The sequence below is a fragment of the Sphingomonas adhaesiva genome (assembly GCF_036946305.1).
GTDB lineage: Bacteria > Pseudomonadota > Alphaproteobacteria > Sphingomonadales > Sphingomonadaceae > Sphingomonas > Sphingomonas adhaesiva_B.
This window is the reverse complement of the sequence record NZ_JAQIJJ010000004.1, coordinates 326,262-341,772: the sequence shown is the minus strand read 5'-3', so window position 1 is coordinate 341,772 and position 15,511 is coordinate 326,262. Positions and strand designations below refer to the sequence as shown.

Genomic DNA, 15,511 nt, shown 5'->3' with positions numbered 1-15,511 from the left:
CGTTATCCTCGATCCGGGTTACCGGCCAACGAGTTGCCCGCGCTATCTATCCGCGCGTGTACGCTTCTGTACCGATAGGCGCGAGATCAGCAGCGCGCTGCGCAGCGCCTGCCGGGGGATGCTGGCGAGGTCGAGCCACTCGCCATCGGCATGCGCACCGCCGCCCGCCGCGCCCATGCCGCCCATCGTGTCGGCGTCCGCCGCGACGAAGCTGGAGTCCGCCGCGCCGCGCTTTGCGGGATCATATTCGGGCATTTCGGGCAGGTTCAGGTCGCGGTTGACCGCATTGAGATCGGCCAGCAGCGCGCGATTGCCCGCCGTCGGTGCCATCGGCGGATAGCCGTCGTTGAAGGTGATGGTGGCGCCGGTGCGCGGCAAATGCTGCGCGACGATCGCCTCCATCTTCGCGTGGACGCGCGCGACCTGTTCCGGCGTCGGGCCGCGCAGGTCGCCGCGCGCGACGGCACGCTCCGCGACGATATTGGTCTTGCCCGATGCGGTGGCGCGAAAGCCGTCGGCGTCGAACGCGGCAGGGGTGCCGCCCGCCATCACGCCGACATTATAGGTCAGGTTCGCCTCGGGCAGCTCGCGGCGGAAGGCGTCGACGATGCGCGCCAGCTCGTAATTCGCGCCATAGCCGAGCGCCTCGCCGAACACGCCGCCGGAATGGCCCGGAGTGCCGGTGGTCACGATCTCCCAGTCGGTCGCGCCGCGGCGTGCGACGGTGCCGAAATCGCGACCGTCCTCCTGCGCCAGTCCTTCATATTCCAGCGCGACATCGGCCCATTTGCCGGCATCGATCAGGTCGCGCCGCGCGATCGACAGCGGCTTGCCGGAGCGCTCCTCGTCCCCGGTCAGCACGACCATGATGTCGGCGCGCTTCAGCGTCCCTGCCGCCTGCATCGCCCGCAGCGCGGCGACGATGACGACCAGCCCGCCCTTGTCGTCGCCCACCCCCGGGCCATAGGCACGCGTGCCCTCGCGGCGGAAGCCGGTGTAGCGGCTGTCGGGTTCGAAGACGGTGTCGAGATGGCCGATCAGCAGGATGCGCCGGCCGCGGCCGTCGCCCTTGTGCGTGGCGACGATATGGCCGGCGCGCGCCGTCTCCTTCATATCGACCCAGCGCACGTCGAAGCCGAGCGGGGCGAGTTCGTCGCGCATCATCGTGCCCACCGCGGTCACCCCGGCGAGGTTGAGCGTCCCGGAATTCTGGCGCACCAGCCGCTCCAGCAGCGCCTCGTCGCGCGGGGTGCCGGCGGCGACGGCGGCGCGCATCCGCTCCTCCGATGGAGACACGGCGGCGGTGGCGAGGAGCAGCAGCGGGGCGGCGAGCGCGAGGCGAAGGGTCATGCCGCCAGCCTAACGGCGCGGATCGCCGACGCCAACGTAATGAAGTGTTGCGGTGGCGGAAGGAGCGTTGCGACGCTTCGGGCCGTTCATATGTCGGACGTGTCACCGGGCAGGATGGTCCGGGCCATTCGCAAGGAGAACGCTCATGAGCTTCATCATCGCCGCCGGGTTGCTGCTCGGCTCCCCCGTCGCGAGCGACACGCACCAGGTGCAACTGGACCACCGTGGCCAGCGTGTCGACGTGACCTATCGCCACGACGTCACCGTTCGCCATCAGCAGGTCGGCGCCGCCGGTGCGCCCGGCCGCCCGACGACGTTGCGCTGCCGCTGGGATGCGGCGGTCGACGTCCATCGCGAGGCGCGGCACGCCGCCGGCCATGTCATGACCCGCCGGATCAGCGCCGAGGCGCCGGTCTCCGGCAGCCGTCCGGGCTGGTGCGCGGGGCAGCGCGACGCGATCGCGCGCGATGTGGCCGCGGCCAGCGACAAGGTGCGCGATCATCTGATGGCGGTCGCCGCGCGCGATCAGGACGCGGTGCTCGCCGAACTCGACGCGGTCCATGGCCCGGTGCGCAGCTGACGTGCGGGGACGGATGATGCTGGCCGCCGTGCTGTCCGGCACGGCGGCCGTTCCGGTGTCGGCGCAGGTAGTGCCCCATGCCGGCGTAGAGGTGACGACCGACGAGCGACGGCGCGGGCTGAGCTGGAGCGAGGGCAAGGCGGCCGCCGCCGCCTGGGTGCGCGCGGACCTGCCGCCGGGGTTCGACCTGGGGGCGCGGGTGACGACGACGCGCGGTGACCCACGGTCCGGCGGCGCGGAGGCGGTGATCGAGCCGACGCTCGGCTATGCGCGCGACCTGGGCGGGTTCCGTCTCGACGGGTTCGTGACCGGGCATGTCTTCACCGGCGGCATCGGCGGGATGAGCTATGTCGAGGGCGGGGCGGGGGCGAGCTATACGCTGGGACCCGCCGAGGTCGGCGCGGAAGCGCGCTATGCCCCGTCGCAGGGCGCGATCGGCGGCGACAATCTGTACCTCGGCGCCCGCGCGCGACTGGGCGTGCCGGCGACGCCATGGACGATCGTCGGCACGGTCGGGCGGTCGACGGGGGACGTGAACGATCCGGTGCGCGCGGCGCGGTTGCGCCCGACCGGGCGGTATCACGACTGGTCGCTGGGGGTGCAGCGGATCAGCGGGCCATTGACGCTGGGGCTGACGTATAGCGGGACCGATATCAGCGACGACGGGCCGGATGCCTCGCCGTTCGCGGTGCGGCGGCACGCGGGCGACCGGATCGCGGCGCGAGTGTCGGTGGGGTTCTAGCGGGGGGGGAGCGGGGTCCGTCGCCCTTGCGGAGGTGGGGGCCGATGACTGCCTTGAAGGCATTGCGGCTGGGAATGTAGGTCGCCCCTGCGGAGGCAGGAGCCGATGTCTGTGTCGTGTCGCGATCGTTCGACACAGGTGCGACGCCTATGTGTCCGCCGCGGCGAGCCACTCGACAGCGATAGGCCCCTGCCTGCGCAGGGGCGACGGCGGGTGTGATGGAGGGATCGCTTCCACGAGCGCTGCTTGGTGCCCTCCCCCCAAGCGTCGCCCCAGCGAAGGCTGGGGCCTCCTGGAGGCAAGGGCAGGTGGTCGCCACGCGAGATCCCAGCCTTCGCTGGGATGACGTTGAAGGCGTCGGCGCGACGTGAGTAAGAAAAAAAAAGCGCCCGGCGTGACCCGGGCGCTTCTTCTTCTGGAGGCGACGCGGCGAAGCCGCGTCGTCGGTCCTCGCAACGCGAGGCCGGCCGGCAGCGCGTATGCGGCGGAGCCGCACCGGCGGCCGGCACGGCCGCCTTACGCGCTGTAATACATATCAAATTCCACCGGGCTCGGGGTCATTTCCCAACGCGCGACATCGGCGTACTTGATCTCGATATAGGCTTCGATCTGGTCCTTGGTGAACACGTCGCCCTTCAGCAGGAAGTCGTGATCCGCCTGCAGCGACTCCAGCGCCTCGCGCAGCGATGCGCAGACCGTCGGCACCTGCGCCAGCTCGGCCGGCGGCAGGTCGTACAGGTTCTTGTCCATCGCCTCGCCAGGATGGATCTTGTTCTGGATGCCGTCCAGACCCGCCATCAGCAGCGCGGCATAGGCGAGATACGGGTTGGCCATCGCGTCCGGGAAGCGGACCTCGACGCGCTTGCTCTTCGGGCCGGTGCCATAGGGGATGCGGCACGACGCCGAGCGGTTGCGCGCCGAGTAAGCGAGCAGCACCGGCGCCTCGTAACCCGGCACCAGCCGCTTGTAGCTGTTGGTGGTCGGGTTGGTGAAGGCGTTGATCGCCTTGGCATGCTTGATGATGCCGCCGATGAAATAGAGGCAGGTGTCCGACAGGCCGGCATAGCCGTTGCCCGCGAACAGCGGCTCCTTGCCCTGCCAGATCGAGAAGTGGGTGTGCATGCCCGAGCCGTTATCTTCCTTGATCGGCTTGGGCATGAAGGTCGCCGACTTGCCATAGGCATGCGCGACCTGATGCACGACGTACTTGTAGATCTGCATGCGGTCGGCGGTGGTGGTCAGCGTGCCGAAGGTGAGGCCCAGTTCGTGCTGTGCGGCGGCCACCTCGTGGTGGTGCTTGTCGCACGGCAGGCCCATTTCGAGCATGGTCGACACCATCTCGCCGCGGATGTCGACCGCCGAGTCGACCGGCGCGACGGGGAAATAGCCGCCCTTGGCGCGCGGACGATGACCCAGGTTGCCGCCCTCATACTCGCGGCCGGTGTTGGTCGGCAGCTCGATATCGTCGATCTTGAAGTACGACTGGTTGTACGAGGTGTCGAACTTCACGTCGTCGAACATGAAGAACTCGGCCTCCGGCCCGACGTACACGGTGTCGCCGATCCCCGTGGTGGCGACATAGGCCTCGGCGCGCTTCGCGGTGGTGCGCGGGTCGCGGCTATAGCCCTCGCCGGTCGACGGCTCGACGATGTCGCAGAACACGATCAGCATCGGGGTGGCGGAGAAGGGATCGGTATAGACCGCATCCAGATCCGGCTTCAGGATCATGTCGGACTCGTTGATCGCCTTCCAGCCTTCGATCGACGAACCGTCGAACATCAGGCCGTCGGTCCACTCGTCCTCACCCATGACCGAGGCGACCATGGTGAGGTGCTGCCACTTGCCCTTGGGATCGGTGAAGCGCAGATCGATCCACTCGATCTCTTCTTCCTTGATCTTGTTCAGAACGTCTGCGGCCGTGTTCGCCATGGTGCTTCTCTCTCTCGCCTTTGCGTCACCCCAGCGAAGGCTGGGGTCTCGCCGTAACTAGAAGACCCCAGCCTTCGCTGGGGTGACGTGAAAATCGGGGGTTGGGTGCGATCAGATCGCGTCGTCGCCGCGCTCGCCCGTGCGGATGCGCAGCGCCGTTTCGACCGGGATGACGAAGATCTTGCCGTCGCCGATGCGGCCGGTCTGCGCAGCGGCGGCGATCGCCTCCACCACACGCTCGGCCAGGCCATCCTCGACGACGACCTCCAGCTTCACCTTAGGCAGGAAGTCGACGACATATTCGGCGCCGCGATACAGCTCCGTATGCCCCTTCTGCCGGCCGAAGCCTTTCGCCTCGGTGACGGTGATGCCGCTAACGCCGATGTCGTGCAGCGCTTCCTTCACCTCGTCCAGCTTGAACGGCTTGATGATCGCTTCGATCTTCTTCACGCGACGGACGCCCCACCCCAGGTCATGTTCGGATACCCCGACGAGCACCTTGCACCGACCGTGCCAGTCGAGGCGCAGGAGGGCAAGGTGTCGAATCGGCGGTAACCGACGTTAACGGATGCCTAACGAATGGGCAGGGGGCGGGGTTGTGCCGGTTTTGGGGGCAGTCGATCTCCCATCGCCGTCATCCCCGCGGAGGCGGGGATTCATACGCGCAGGTCTTCGCAAGGGTCGCGCGCTCAGCGTGTATGGATTCCCGCCTTCGCGGGAATGACGGTTTTTGGGAGGCGGCGTCAGCGCGTCTTCACGTCTGCCTTCCCGCCATCGCCCAGGTTCGCGCGCGCCCAGCGGGCCTCGTCGATCACATACTGGCGGATCGACTGCGCCTGCTCGGGCGTCATCACGCGCGCGAAGCTGACCATGCCGCGGTCCTTGAGCGCGCCGTCGATCAGGATCGACTTCCACGTCTCCGCATCCGCCAGCACGGGCGAGTTCTGGAGGTTGGGCAGCACGCCGCCGCCCGCCGCGCTGGCGCCGTGGCAGACCTGGCAGTAGCGGCCGAACAGCAGCTTGCCCTGCGCCACCTGCTCGGGCGCGGCGGTCTCGGTCGGCAGCGGGACCGGCGCGGCGGGGGTGGCGCCGGGCGCCGGCGGCAGCTTCGCCGTGCCGTCGAGCGCGAAGACCAGCAGGCGCGGGCGGTTGGGCACGTCGCGCGCCTTGCCGATCGCATAGCCGATCGACAGCGGCAGCGCGCCGCCGCGCCCGGCGAGCACCGCGACATATTGCTTGCCGCCCACCATATAGGTCGCCGCGCCCGCCATGATCCCGGTGCCCGCGGGGAAGGAGAAGAGCTGCCTTCCCGTGTCGGCGGCATAGGCGCGGAACTCGCCCAGCGCGGTGCCCTGGAAGACCAGATTGCCCGCGGTTGTCATCGTCCCGCCGTTCCACGGCGTGGGATATTCCACCTTCCACCGCGCCTTGTTCGCCACCGGATCCCACGCGACCAGCGTGCCGGTCGCGCCCGCCACCGCCGCCTTCACCGCCGCGGCGTCGCGCGGGTACATGGCGTTGCCCAGATCCTGCCCGACGTTGAACCCGATCGGCTTGCGCTGGTCGAGCGGGGAGGAGGGGTTGAGATAGGCCGCGCCCACCGACTGCGCGGGCACATAGGCGAGGCCGGTCTGCGGCGAGAAGCTCATCGGTTGCCAGTTATGCGCGGCGATCGCGGACGGGACCGCGAGGAACGGCTTGCCGGTGCGGTAGTAACGCGATTCCGGATGCTCGATCGGACGGCCGGTCTTGAGGTCATAGCCGCTGGCCCAGTTGACGCCGGGGATGAACTGACCCGCGTTGATGAGCTTCCCGTTGGTGCGATCGATGACGTAGAAGAAGCCGTTCTTCGGCGCCTGCATCAGCACCTGCCGCTTCTGCCCGCCGATCGTCAGCGTGGCGAGATTGATCGGCTGGGTCGCGGTGAAGTCCCATGTCTCGGCGGGCGTCTCCTGATAATGCCAGACGTACTCGCCCGTCTCCGGCTTCAGCGCGACGATCGAGGAGAGGAAGAGGTTGTCGCCCTGGCCCTCGCTGCGCAGTCCGTGGTTCCACGGCGAGCCGTTGCCGACGCCGAGATAGAGTTGGTCGAGTTCGGCGTCATAGACGATCGAATCCCAGACGGTGCCGCCGCCGCCCGACTGTTTCCATTGGCCGTTCTTCGACCAGGTGGGCGCCACCTTGGCCATCGCCGCGTCGCTGGCCGCGCCGTCCTTCGCACCGCTGGGGTTGGGAACGGTGTAGAAGCGCCACTTCTGCGCGCCGGTCTTCGCGTCATAGGCGGTGACATAGCCGCGCACGCCGAACTCCGCGCCGCCATTGCCGATGACGACCATGTCCTTCACCACGCGCGGTGCGCCGGTGATCGTATAGGGCTTGGCATTGTCGGTGGTCTGGACCGACCAATTCGGCGTGCCGGTCTTCGCGTCCAGAGCGATCAGCCGTCCGTCGAGCGTGCCGAGGAACAACTGCCCCTTCCACGCCGCGACGCCACGATTGACGACGTCGCAGCACGCCTGCACGCCCTTTTGCGGATCGACCTTGGGATCGTACTCCCACAGCTTGGCACCCGTCGCGGCGTCGAAGGCATAGAGTTTCGACCACGGGCCGGTGACGAACAGCTTGCCGTCGATGACGATCGGAGTCGCTTCCTGCCCGCGCGCATCGGGCATGTCGGCGAACCAGGCGAGCCCCAGCTTCGCCACGTTCCCGGCGTTGACCTGCGTCAGCGGCGAGAAGCGCTGCTCCTGATAGTTGAACCCGGTCATCGCCCAGTCGCTGCCGTCGCCGCCGGTGGTCAGGAGCGTGCCGTCGACCTTGCCGACACCGCTGCGGTCGCGCTGCTGCTCCTGCTGCGCGGCATCGGGTGCCGCCCCGCCGCTGCATCCCGCCAGCCCCAGCACGACCGCCAGCAGCGGCATCGCCACGTTGCGCATATCCTCTCCTCTTCCCCGCCCCGGTATCCGGGTTCGCTAAGCACACTGACTTAGGTTGGGGACGTTGAAAAGGGGGCGGGTGGGACTTTGGTAAGACGCAGCTGCTATCGCGCTGACATGGCGAGATTCGATCGGCGATGGATGGGCGCGGCACTGCTGCCGTTGCTGTTGACGGGCTGCGGCGGCGACGGCGCGTCGGGCAGCGGTACAACGACGCCGGTGGTGGTGGCGCCCGCGCCGACTCCGTCGCCGAGCCCCAGCGCGTCCCCCACGCCGTCACCCTCGCCAACGCCGAGCGCGACGACGGCAGCCTTCCCGGCGGCCCCGCCCGCGCCGAGCAGCTGGGCAGCGGGGGTGGCGGCGCTCTATACCACGGCGCCCGACGTGCCCAATTGTCGTGCGGGCGTGCTGGCGGCGAGCGTCAAGGCGGACGTGCTGACGCGGCTGAACGCGCTACGCGCGATTCACCGGCTGCCCGCGGTGACCTATGCCGATGCAGACGAGGAACAGGCGACGCAGGCCGCGCTGTTGATGGCGGCGAATGGGAAGCTGGACCATTTCCCCACCTCCACCTGGACCTGCTATACCGAGGCGGGGCGCAAGGGGGCGGGGACCAGCAACCTGTACGGCGGGCTGATCGCGGCCAACCTCGCCTTTTACAGCGAGGATGCGTATCTCGCGGGGTGGATGATCGAGACGAGCAACATCGTCGCGAACAATGTCGGGCATCGCCGCTGGATGCTCGATCCGTTCCTGGGCAAGATTTCCTATGGGCGCGTCGCGCAATTGCTGTCGGACGGACGGCGGACGGATGCGTCGGCGCTGAAGGTGTTCGACTTCACCGGCGGCGTGCCGACGCCGGGCACGTTGCCCGCGTTCGTCGCCTATCCGCAGGGGGACTATCCGGCGCGCTATTTCGACCCGGCGGCGCTGCTGTCCTTCTCGGTGGTCGCCGATGCGACGCAGCGCGGGGGCGCCAATGCGACGGTCAATTTCAGCGGTGCGACGGTGACGGTGAAGGCGGGGGCGACCACGCTGGCGGTGTCGAACATCAGCTATGACAATGTCGGCTATGGCCTGCCCAACAACATCCAGTTCAATGTGACGGGATTGCAAAACAACGTCAGCTACGAGGTGACGATCGCCAACGTCCTCGTGCGCGGGGTGGCGCAGAGCTATACCTATACGTTCCGGACGGTGAGCTGAGAAGTGCTCCGGCGCACGCCGGAGCCCAGGGTCAGGCCGAGCAACGGGCGTTGGCGCGCGTAACCCTGGGCTCCTGCGTTCGCAGGAGCACGGTTAGTATGGCGGCTGGTGCAGCCCGGCGGGGGAGGCGGTGAAGATCTCGCAGCCGTCCTCGGTGATGCCGATCGAATGTTCGAACTGCGCCGACAGCGAGCGGTCGCGCGTCACCGCGGTCCAGCCGTCGTCGAGCAGCTTCACGTCGGGGCGGCCGATGTTGATCATCGGCTCGATCGTGAAGATCATCCCCGGGCGCAGCTCCGGCCCGGTGCCCGGGCGGCCGACATGCACCACCTCCGGCGCGTCGTGGAACAGCCGGCCGACGCCATGGCCGCAGAAATCGCGCACCACGCCATAGCGATGCGCCTCCGCATGGCGCTGGATCGCGTGCGCGACGTCGCCCATGTGATTGCCGGGCCGCGCCTGCTCGATGCCCAGCATCAGGCATTCGTAGGTGATGTCGACCAGCCGCTTCGCCTTCAGCGGCACGTCGCCGATCAGATACATGCGGCTGCTGTCGCCGTGCCAGCCGTCGACGATCGGGGTGACGTCGACATTGACGATATCGCCCGCCTTCAGCGGCTTGTCCGACGGGATGCCGTGGCAGACGACATGGTTGATCGAGATGCAGCTGGAATGCGTATAGCCGCGATAGCCCAGCGTCGCGGGCACGCCGCCGCCGGCGAGCACGAAGTCGTAGATCAGCCGGTCGATCTCCGCGGTGGTCACGCCGGGCACCATGTGCGGCACCAGCATGTCGAGCGTCTCTGCGCACAGCCGTCCCGCCTTGTGCATGCCCGCGAAGGCGTCCGCGCCGTACAGCTTGATGGCGCCGTTGCGCGTGAGCGGCGCATCGCTGGTGACGGTCACATATTCGGTCATGCCGGGCGATATAGCGTGACGCCGCGGCGATTGCGAGGTTATGCCGGGGGTCATGCAGACCGAACGCATCTGGACCGCCGCGCTGGTCGTCATCGGCGACGAGATCCTCTCCGGGCGCACGCAGGACAAGAACGTGGCGCAGATCGCGCAATGGCTCAACGTCCAGGGCATCCGGCTGGCGGAGGTGCGCGTGGTGGCGGATCGCGAGGAGGCGATCGTCGAGGCGGTCAACACGCTGCGCGCGCGCAACGATTATCTGTTCACCACCGGCGGCATCGGGCCGACGCACGACGACATCACGGTGGATGCGATCGCGGTCGCGCTGAGGGTGGGCGTGGTGCATCACCCCAAAGCGGTGGCGGTGCTGGAGCGTTATTATGCGACGCGCGGCGGGGTGACCGACGCGCGGCTGCGGATGGCGCGGGTGCCGGACGGCGCGGACCTGATCGAGAATCGCGTCAGCGGCGCGCCGGGGATCCGCATCGGCAACATCTTCATCATGGCGGGCGTGCCGCACATCACCGCCGGGATGCTCGACGCGCTGACCGGCACGCTGGAGGGTGGGCGCCCGGTGGTGAGCCGCACGATCGGCTGTTGGGTGGCGGAGAGCGAGATCGCCGACCTGCTGCGCACGACCGAGAAGGCGCATGAGGGGGTGGCGATCGGCAGCTATCCCTTCTTCCGCGAGGGGCGGACGGGGGCCAATTTCGTGGTGCGCTCGCCCGATCCGGCGCAGGTGGATGCGTGTATCGCCGATCTGGCGGCGGGGCTGGCGGCGGCGGGATTTTTCACGACGGAGGGGGGGATCTGATGCGCGAGCATGGCTATGCGGTGCGGACGGTGTGGACCGGCAACCTGGGCGAGGGGACGGCGACCTATCGCGGCTATGCGCGCGATCATGTGGTCTCGGCAGCGGGGAAGGCAGACCTTGCCGCGTCGGCAGACCCGGCGTTTCGCGGCGATCCGGCACGGTGGAATCCCGAGGAGTTGCTGGTCGCTTCGCTGAGCGGGTGTCACCAATTGTGGTATCTGTCGCTGTGCGCGGAGGCCGGGGTGGTCGTCACCGCCTATGAGGATGCGGCCGAGGGCGTGATGGCGGAGGAAACAGGCGGTGCGGGGCAGTTCGTTTCCGTCACGTTGCGTCCGCGGGTGACGATCGCCTCTGGTGACATGGAGAAGGCGCGGGCGCTGCATGAGCGGGCGCATGCGATGTGCTTCATCGCGCGGTCGGTGAATTTTCCGGTGACGTGCGAGGCGGAGGTGGTGGTCGCCTGACGATGTTCGTCACCCCGGCCCAAGGCCGGGGTGACGGCTGGTTTAAAATCCGCGGCGCAGGGTCACGAACCACTGGCGCGGGGCGCCCGATAGCAACGTCTGATTGTCGCCGCTGGCGGTGTAGCCGTTGGTGCCGATGGTCGAGATGTACTTCTTGTCGGTCAGGTTCGTCACGCTGCCCTCGATCGCAAAGCCGCGGAAGAAACCGAAGTCCTCGCCGAAGCGGAAGCCGATGCTGGCGTCCAGCAGCACGCGGCCGGCGACCGACTGATCGTTGAGATAGGTGAAGTAGCGCTTCGACATGTAATCCGCGCCGATGCGACCGAAGACGCGGCTGTCGTCATAGACCAGTTCGCCCTTCGCCATATGCTCGGGCGTGTCGACGACGGTCTTGCCCCGCGTCGCCGTCAGCACGGAGCCAGCGGCATTCAGGACGTTATCGCGGTAGGTCGCCTTGTTGTACGAATAGCTGGCGAACACGGTCAGCGGCTGCATGATGCGGTAGAAGGCCGAGACCTCGCCGCCGTAGCTCTCCACATCGCCGGCGTTGTTGAGCGTCGGCGGATTGCCCTGGATGCCCGAGCCGTTCGAGAAGACGAGCAGGCGGTCCGAGAAGTCGATGTAATAGCCGACCGCCGACAGCTGAAGCCCGCCGGTGCGGACGCGGACGCCGCCCTCCACCGTCTTCGACGTCTCAGGACGCAACGTCGAGCGGATCGCGTCGAAGCCGACCTGCGTGATCGCGAACGGACCCGAGGTGGCGGACGACACGAACGCGCGCATGTTCTCCGAATAGCTGGCGAACAGCTCGGCACCGTTGGTGAGGTCGAACACCGCGCCGACCTGCGGCAGGAACCAGTCGCGCGCGCGGATCTTGCCCGCCACCAGCGAGCCGGTGAGCAGGGTGGCGCTATTGTCGACCTGCATCCCCTTCCAGCCGCCGCTGAGCGTCAGTTGGCCCAGCTTCAGCGTGTCGGCGACGTGATACTGGACGGTGTCGGTGTCGTAATTGCCGTTCCATTGGGTGAAGAACGGATTGTCCTGGAAATCGCGTGCGTTGCGGTTGGGCGTCGCGGCGCTGGTCATGCCATAGAAGCGGCGTGCCTGGAGGAAGGTGTTCGTCTCCAGCCAGCCGCCGACCTCCAGCCGGTTCGCGCCCGTCTCCAGCGCCAGCGAGGTGAGGTTGCCGGCGCGGCGGATGCGATATTCGGTGGTGCGGAACGACAGCGGCGATCCGCTCGCCAGCGGCTGACCATTGGCATCGGGCGCGCCCGCAGGGGTGGGGACATAGGGCGTGATCCACGACCCCTGGCCCTTGTTGCGGTGGACGTAGCTGGTCGAGACGACCGACAGCATGTCGTTGAGGCGCGCATCGACGGTGAAGCCGCCGAGCCAGTCCTGCCGCACGCCGGCCGCGTCGTAATAGACGTCGTCGACGGTGCCGATGCCCGTCGGCAGCGCGGTGCCGGACTGGTAGGCCTGCCCGATCTGGAGCGCGAGCGGGTAGTTGTTGCTGATATTGTCGTTGTCCAGCCCGCGGCGACGAATGATGTCGTAGCTCAGGTCCTGATAGTCGTTCTCGCGCCGGTCGGAGAAGTTCAGGAAGGCGGTGATCGCGCCGCGCTCGCCCAGGTCCTTCACCAGCTTGCCATTGGCCTGATGCTGGATCTGCTTGCCGTAGCCCTTCCACTTGTCGGTCTTCAGATAGCCGTAGCTGAGATAGCCCTTGAGGCCGTCGGCGATGTCGCCGCTGTCGGCGCGGACGAAGGCGCGATAGGTCTGGTCGCTGCCATAGGTGCCGCTGGCGACGAGGTCGGCGGTGTCGGACGGCTTGCGGCTGACGAACTGGAGCGTGCCGCCCAGGTTGCTGGTCGAGGCGGTGCCGAGCGCACCCGCGCCCTGCGCCACGGTGGTGCTGGCGATATTCTCCGAGAGGATCGCGCGGCTGATGTGCAGGCCGTTGACGTTGCCGTAGCTCATGTCGCCCAGCGGCACGCCGTCCAGCGTGAAGCCGAGCTGGTTCTGGTTGAAGCCGCGCAAGCTGATGCGGGTCGACCATTCATAGGCGCCGAAGGCGTCGGCCGACTGGAAGTTGACGCCGGGCAGCTTCGACACCGCCTTCAGGGGCGAGGTGCCGGGGGTCAGGCGCTCCAGATCGGCGGCGGTGATGGTCTGCACCTGGCGCGCCTGGCCGAAGCCGAGCACGACGATGTCGCTGCCGTCCTCCGGGATCGGCTGATCGGGCGCGGCCTGATCGATCGTCGCCGCGGTGGCGGGCGCGGGCGCGTCCTGCGCGGCAACGGGCGAGGCGGCAAGCAGCGTGGCGGCACCGGCGAGCAGCGTGAACTTCGACGTCATGATGGTGATCCCCCTTGGTCGGGGGCGCCCTGCCGCACGTCGGGGTCGGTGCGATGACGGTTCGGTTGCGGAATGACGACACGGGTGTCGCGGGATTGTCATGGGACGGGCGATGCAACCGCGTCGCCCCAGCGAAGGCTGGGGCCTCCCCGTGGCTGGCGGCACGTTTCCTCTCGGGAGATCCCAGCCTTCGCTGGGATGACGCAGGGGGCTAGGGGCGGCCGCATCAGCGAAAAGGCCGCGGCGCCCCCCGGTGCCGCGGCCTTCACGCCGGTACGACAGGATCGCGTCGTCAGGCGACCGCGACGGCATCCTCGGGCTCGCGCAGGACATAGCCGCGGCCCCAGACCGTCTCGATATAATTCTCGCCATCGCACGCCATGCTCAGCTTCTTGCGCAGCTTGCAGATGAAGACGTCGATGATCTTCAGTTCCGGCTCGTCCATCCCGCCGTAGAGATGGTTGAGGAACATTTCCTTGGTCAGCGTGGTGCCCTTGCGGAGCGACAGCAGCTCCAGCATCGCATATTCCTTGCCGGTCAGGTGGACGCGCGCGCTGTCGACCTCGACCGTCTTGGCATCCAGATTGACCGACAGCTTGCCGGTGCGGATGACCGATTGCGAATGGCCCTTGGAGCGGCGCACCACGGCGTGGATGCGCGCCACCAGCTCGTCGCGATGGAACGGCTTGGTGACGTAATCGTCGGCGCCGAAGCCGAAGCTGCGCACCTTCGAATCCATCTCGTTGATGCCCGACAGGATCAGCACCGGCGTCTGCACGCGCGCCACGCGCAGCTTCTTCAGCACGTCATAGCCGTGCATGTCCGGCAGGTTCAGGTCGAGCAGGATGATGTCGTAATCATAGAGCTTGCCCAGATCGAGGCCTTCCTCGCCCAGATCGGTCGAATAGACGTTGAAGCCCTCGGTCGAGAGCATCAGTTCGATAGCCTTGGCCGTCGTCGGCTCGTCCTCGATCAGCAGCACGCGCATGGCCGGTCGTCCCCTGGTTCGCAAGCGTGGCGGCATGCCCGCCGCCAAGTCACCCGATTCATTTACCAAACCGCTTCTGAACGCAAAAGGTTAATTCGGGTTTAATCGCGCGGCGAGATTTCTTCGGCGTTTACCGGGTCTCTTGGTGTTCCCTTAGAGGTGAACAGCGTGCGCTCGCGTGAGCGGGGTATGTCCTCTCCCAATACCTCGCGCAAGTAGAGGCTGCGCACCAGCGTGAAGCCGACCACCAGGATGCCGCCCGAGAAGAAGATGCCGAACAGCCCGAACACCGCGCCGGTGCCGATGATCGCGAACAGGCTGAGCGCGGGCGGGATGGCGATGACGCGCCCGGTGACGACGGGGGTGACGAAATTGGTCTGGACGATGCGCACGATGGCGAAGACGGCGAGCGCCCACAGCAACGTCTGCGTGCCGTGCGTGGCGGCGAGGCCGAGCGCGGGCAGCATCGCGGCGACCGGACCGACATAGGGGATGAACTCGCTCAGCCCCGTCAGCAGCCCCAGCAGCGCGGCGGAGGGCACGCCGGCGAGCCACAGCCCGATGCCGACCATCGTCCCCATCGCGGTCATCTGGATCAGCTGCGCACGCAGCCACAGCAGCAAGGTGGAGGCGACGTCGCCCAGCGCGTCCTCCACCGCGGCGCGCTTCGACGGCGGGATCATCAGCAGGAAGCCGCGCTCGTAGATCTTGGGATCGACCGCGAAGAAGATCGCGCCGAACAGCACGAGGAAGGTGTTGAGCAGCAGCTCGCCCGCGCCGCGCGCGATTTCGCCGATGTCCTGTGCCACCCGGCTGCCGGCGAAGGCGGCCTGTACCGCGTCGGCGACCTTCTCGCCCACCGGACTCTGCGACATATAGCCGTCGAGCTGTTGCAGCAGGCCGGGCAGGGCGATCACCAACGTGTTGACCTGCGAACGGAACTCGACCCCGAACAGCCAGAACAGCAGCGCGAGGAAGGCGAACAGGCTGGCGATCGCAGCGCCCATCGCGCGCCGGTCGCCCAGCCGCAGCTTCGTCGCATAGACGTCGGCGACGGCATGGATGACGATCGCAATCAGGATCGACCCGAAGGCGAGGATCAGCAGGTGGCGCGCGAAATAGAGCGCGGCGACGATCGCGACGATCAGGACGATCCACAGCACGCGCCGCACGAAGCGCGCATCCGCCTCGTCAGGGGTCAGCCGGTTCATGCGCGCGGCGCGGGGCGG

12 protein-coding genes and 2 pseudogenes are annotated in these 15,511 nt (G+C 67.8%); 6 read left to right on the top strand and 8 right to left on the bottom strand.

Annotation, left to right across the window (positions count from 1 at the left end):
- Window positions 1–42: 42 nt before the first annotated feature.
- Window positions 43–1,350, bottom strand: a complete 1,308-nt coding sequence (locus PGN14_RS07945; RefSeq protein ID WP_335298945.1) for a M20/M25/M40 family metallo-hydrolase — start codon at window positions 1,348–1,350, stop codon at window positions 43–45.
- A gap of 145 nt (window positions 1,351–1,495) precedes the next feature.
- Here PGN14_RS07945 and PGN14_RS07940 point away from each other — a divergent pair, with 145 nt between their 5' ends.
- Together PGN14_RS07940 and PGN14_RS07935 are read left to right on the top strand one after the other, a co-directional pair.
- Entirely contained in the window at window positions 1,496–1,930 is a 435-nt protein-coding gene (locus PGN14_RS07940) for a hypothetical protein (protein WP_335298944.1), read from the top strand.
- 13 nt (window positions 1,931–1,943) lie between these two features.
- The gene (locus PGN14_RS07935; protein ID WP_335298943.1) at window positions 1,944–2,672 is read left to right on the top strand and encodes a TorF family putative porin; all 729 of its coding nucleotides are present in this window, start codon (window positions 1,944–1,946) and stop codon (window positions 2,670–2,672) included.
- 516 nt (window positions 2,673–3,188) lie between these two features.
- Here the strand turns inward: PGN14_RS07935 and glnA are convergent.
- From glnA to PGN14_RS07920, 3 genes are all read right to left on the bottom strand, one after another.
- Window positions 3,189–4,601 carry a type I glutamate--ammonia ligase gene (glnA, locus tag PGN14_RS07930; protein WP_335298942.1) on the bottom strand — a complete coding sequence of 471 codons (1,413 nt, stop codon included), beginning with the start codon at window positions 4,599–4,601 and terminating at the stop codon, window positions 3,189–3,191.
- A gap of 111 nt (window positions 4,602–4,712) precedes the next feature.
- On the bottom strand, window positions 4,713–5,051 hold the full coding sequence (locus PGN14_RS07925) for a P-II family nitrogen regulator (protein WP_335298941.1): 339 nt from the start codon (window positions 5,049–5,051) through the stop codon (window positions 4,713–4,715).
- Window positions 5,052–5,344: 293 nt separating this feature from the next.
- Entirely contained in the window at window positions 5,345–7,537 is a 2,193-nt protein-coding gene (locus tag PGN14_RS07920) for a PQQ-dependent dehydrogenase, methanol/ethanol family (protein WP_335298940.1), read from the bottom strand.
- 117 nt (window positions 7,538–7,654) lie between these two features.
- Here PGN14_RS07920 and PGN14_RS07915 point away from each other — a divergent pair, with 117 nt between their 5' ends.
- Entirely contained in the window at window positions 7,655–8,743 is a 1,089-nt protein-coding gene (locus tag PGN14_RS07915; RefSeq protein WP_335298939.1) for a CAP domain-containing protein, read from the top strand.
- A 93-nt stretch (window positions 8,744–8,836) separates the two neighbouring features.
- On the opposite strand, the gene map is transcribed toward PGN14_RS07915, so the two are convergent.
- A complete protein-coding gene (gene map, locus PGN14_RS07910; RefSeq protein WP_335298938.1) occupies window positions 8,837–9,661 on the bottom strand; it encodes a type I methionyl aminopeptidase in 825 nt (274 codons plus the stop codon).
- A gap of 52 nt (window positions 9,662–9,713) precedes the next feature.
- Between map and PGN14_RS07905 the strand changes: the two genes are divergently transcribed.
- The 3 genes and pseudogenes from PGN14_RS07905 to PGN14_RS07900 all read left to right on the top strand — a co-directional run.
- Window positions 9,714–10,472: a competence/damage-inducible protein A gene (locus PGN14_RS07905; RefSeq protein ID WP_335298937.1), complete on the top strand. Its 759-nt coding sequence runs from the start codon at window positions 9,714–9,716 to the stop codon at window positions 10,470–10,472.
- Between the two features lie 23 nt (window positions 10,473–10,495).
- Window positions 10,496–10,594, top strand: a pseudogene (locus PGN14_RS16855) (OsmC family protein); the annotation flags it as partial.
- A 39-nt stretch (window positions 10,595–10,633) separates the two neighbouring features.
- Window positions 10,634–10,936, top strand: a pseudogene (locus PGN14_RS07900) (OsmC family protein); the annotation flags it as partial.
- A gap of 42 nt (window positions 10,937–10,978) precedes the next feature.
- Here the strand turns inward: PGN14_RS07900 and PGN14_RS07895 are convergent.
- The 3 genes from PGN14_RS07895 to PGN14_RS07885 all read right to left on the bottom strand — a co-directional run bounded on the left by PGN14_RS07895 (window position 10,979) and on the right by PGN14_RS07885 (window position 15,493).
- Window positions 10,979–13,294, bottom strand: coding sequence for a TonB-dependent receptor (locus tag PGN14_RS07895; protein ID WP_335298934.1), 2,316 nt, complete (start codon window positions 13,292–13,294; stop codon window positions 10,979–10,981).
- Window positions 13,295–13,586: 292 nt separating this feature from the next.
- Window positions 13,587–14,282, bottom strand: coding sequence for a response regulator transcription factor CtrA (gene ctrA, locus PGN14_RS07890; protein ID WP_335298933.1), 696 nt, complete (start codon window positions 14,280–14,282; stop codon window positions 13,587–13,589).
- 101 nt (window positions 14,283–14,383) lie between these two features.
- On the bottom strand, window positions 14,384–15,493 hold the full coding sequence (locus tag PGN14_RS07885) for an AI-2E family transporter (protein WP_335298932.1): 1,110 nt from the start codon (window positions 15,491–15,493) through the stop codon (window positions 14,384–14,386).
- Between the last annotated feature and the right edge of the window lie 18 nt (window positions 15,494–15,511).

Bases quoted from the DNA above. Each gene is read 5' to 3' on its own strand.
- PGN14_RS07945 (WP_335298945.1), bottom strand. From the start codon at position 1,350: ATGACCCTTCGCCTCGCGCTCGCCGCCCCGCTGCTGCTCCTCGCCACC.
- PGN14_RS07940 (WP_335298944.1), top strand. From the start codon at position 1,496: ATGAGCTTCATCATCGCCGCCGGGTTGCTGCTCGGCTCCCCCGTCGCG.
- PGN14_RS07935 (WP_335298943.1), top strand. From the start codon at position 1,944: ATGATGCTGGCCGCCGTGCTGTCCGGCACGGCGGCCGTTCCGGTGTCG.
- glnA (WP_335298942.1), bottom strand. From the start codon at position 4,601: ATGGCGAACACGGCCGCAGACGTTCTGAACAAGATCAAGGAAGAAGAG.
- PGN14_RS07920 (WP_335298940.1), bottom strand. From the start codon at position 7,537: ATGCGCAACGTGGCGATGCCGCTGCTGGCGGTCGTGCTGGGGCTGGCG.
- PGN14_RS07915 (WP_335298939.1), top strand. From the start codon at position 7,655: ATGGCGAGATTCGATCGGCGATGGATGGGCGCGGCACTGCTGCCGTTG.
- map (WP_335298938.1), bottom strand. From the start codon at position 9,661: ATGACCGAATATGTGACCGTCACCAGCGATGCGCCGCTCACGCGCAAC.
- PGN14_RS07905 (WP_335298937.1), top strand. From the start codon at position 9,714: ATGCAGACCGAACGCATCTGGACCGCCGCGCTGGTCGTCATCGGCGAC.
- PGN14_RS07895 (WP_335298934.1), bottom strand. From the start codon at position 13,294: ATGACGTCGAAGTTCACGCTGCTCGCCGGTGCCGCCACGCTGCTTGCC.
- ctrA (WP_335298933.1), bottom strand. From the start codon at position 14,282: ATGCGCGTGCTGCTGATCGAGGACGAGCCGACGACGGCCAAGGCTATC.
- PGN14_RS07885 (WP_335298932.1), bottom strand. From the start codon at position 15,493: ATGAACCGGCTGACCCCTGACGAGGCGGATGCGCGCTTCGTGCGGCGC.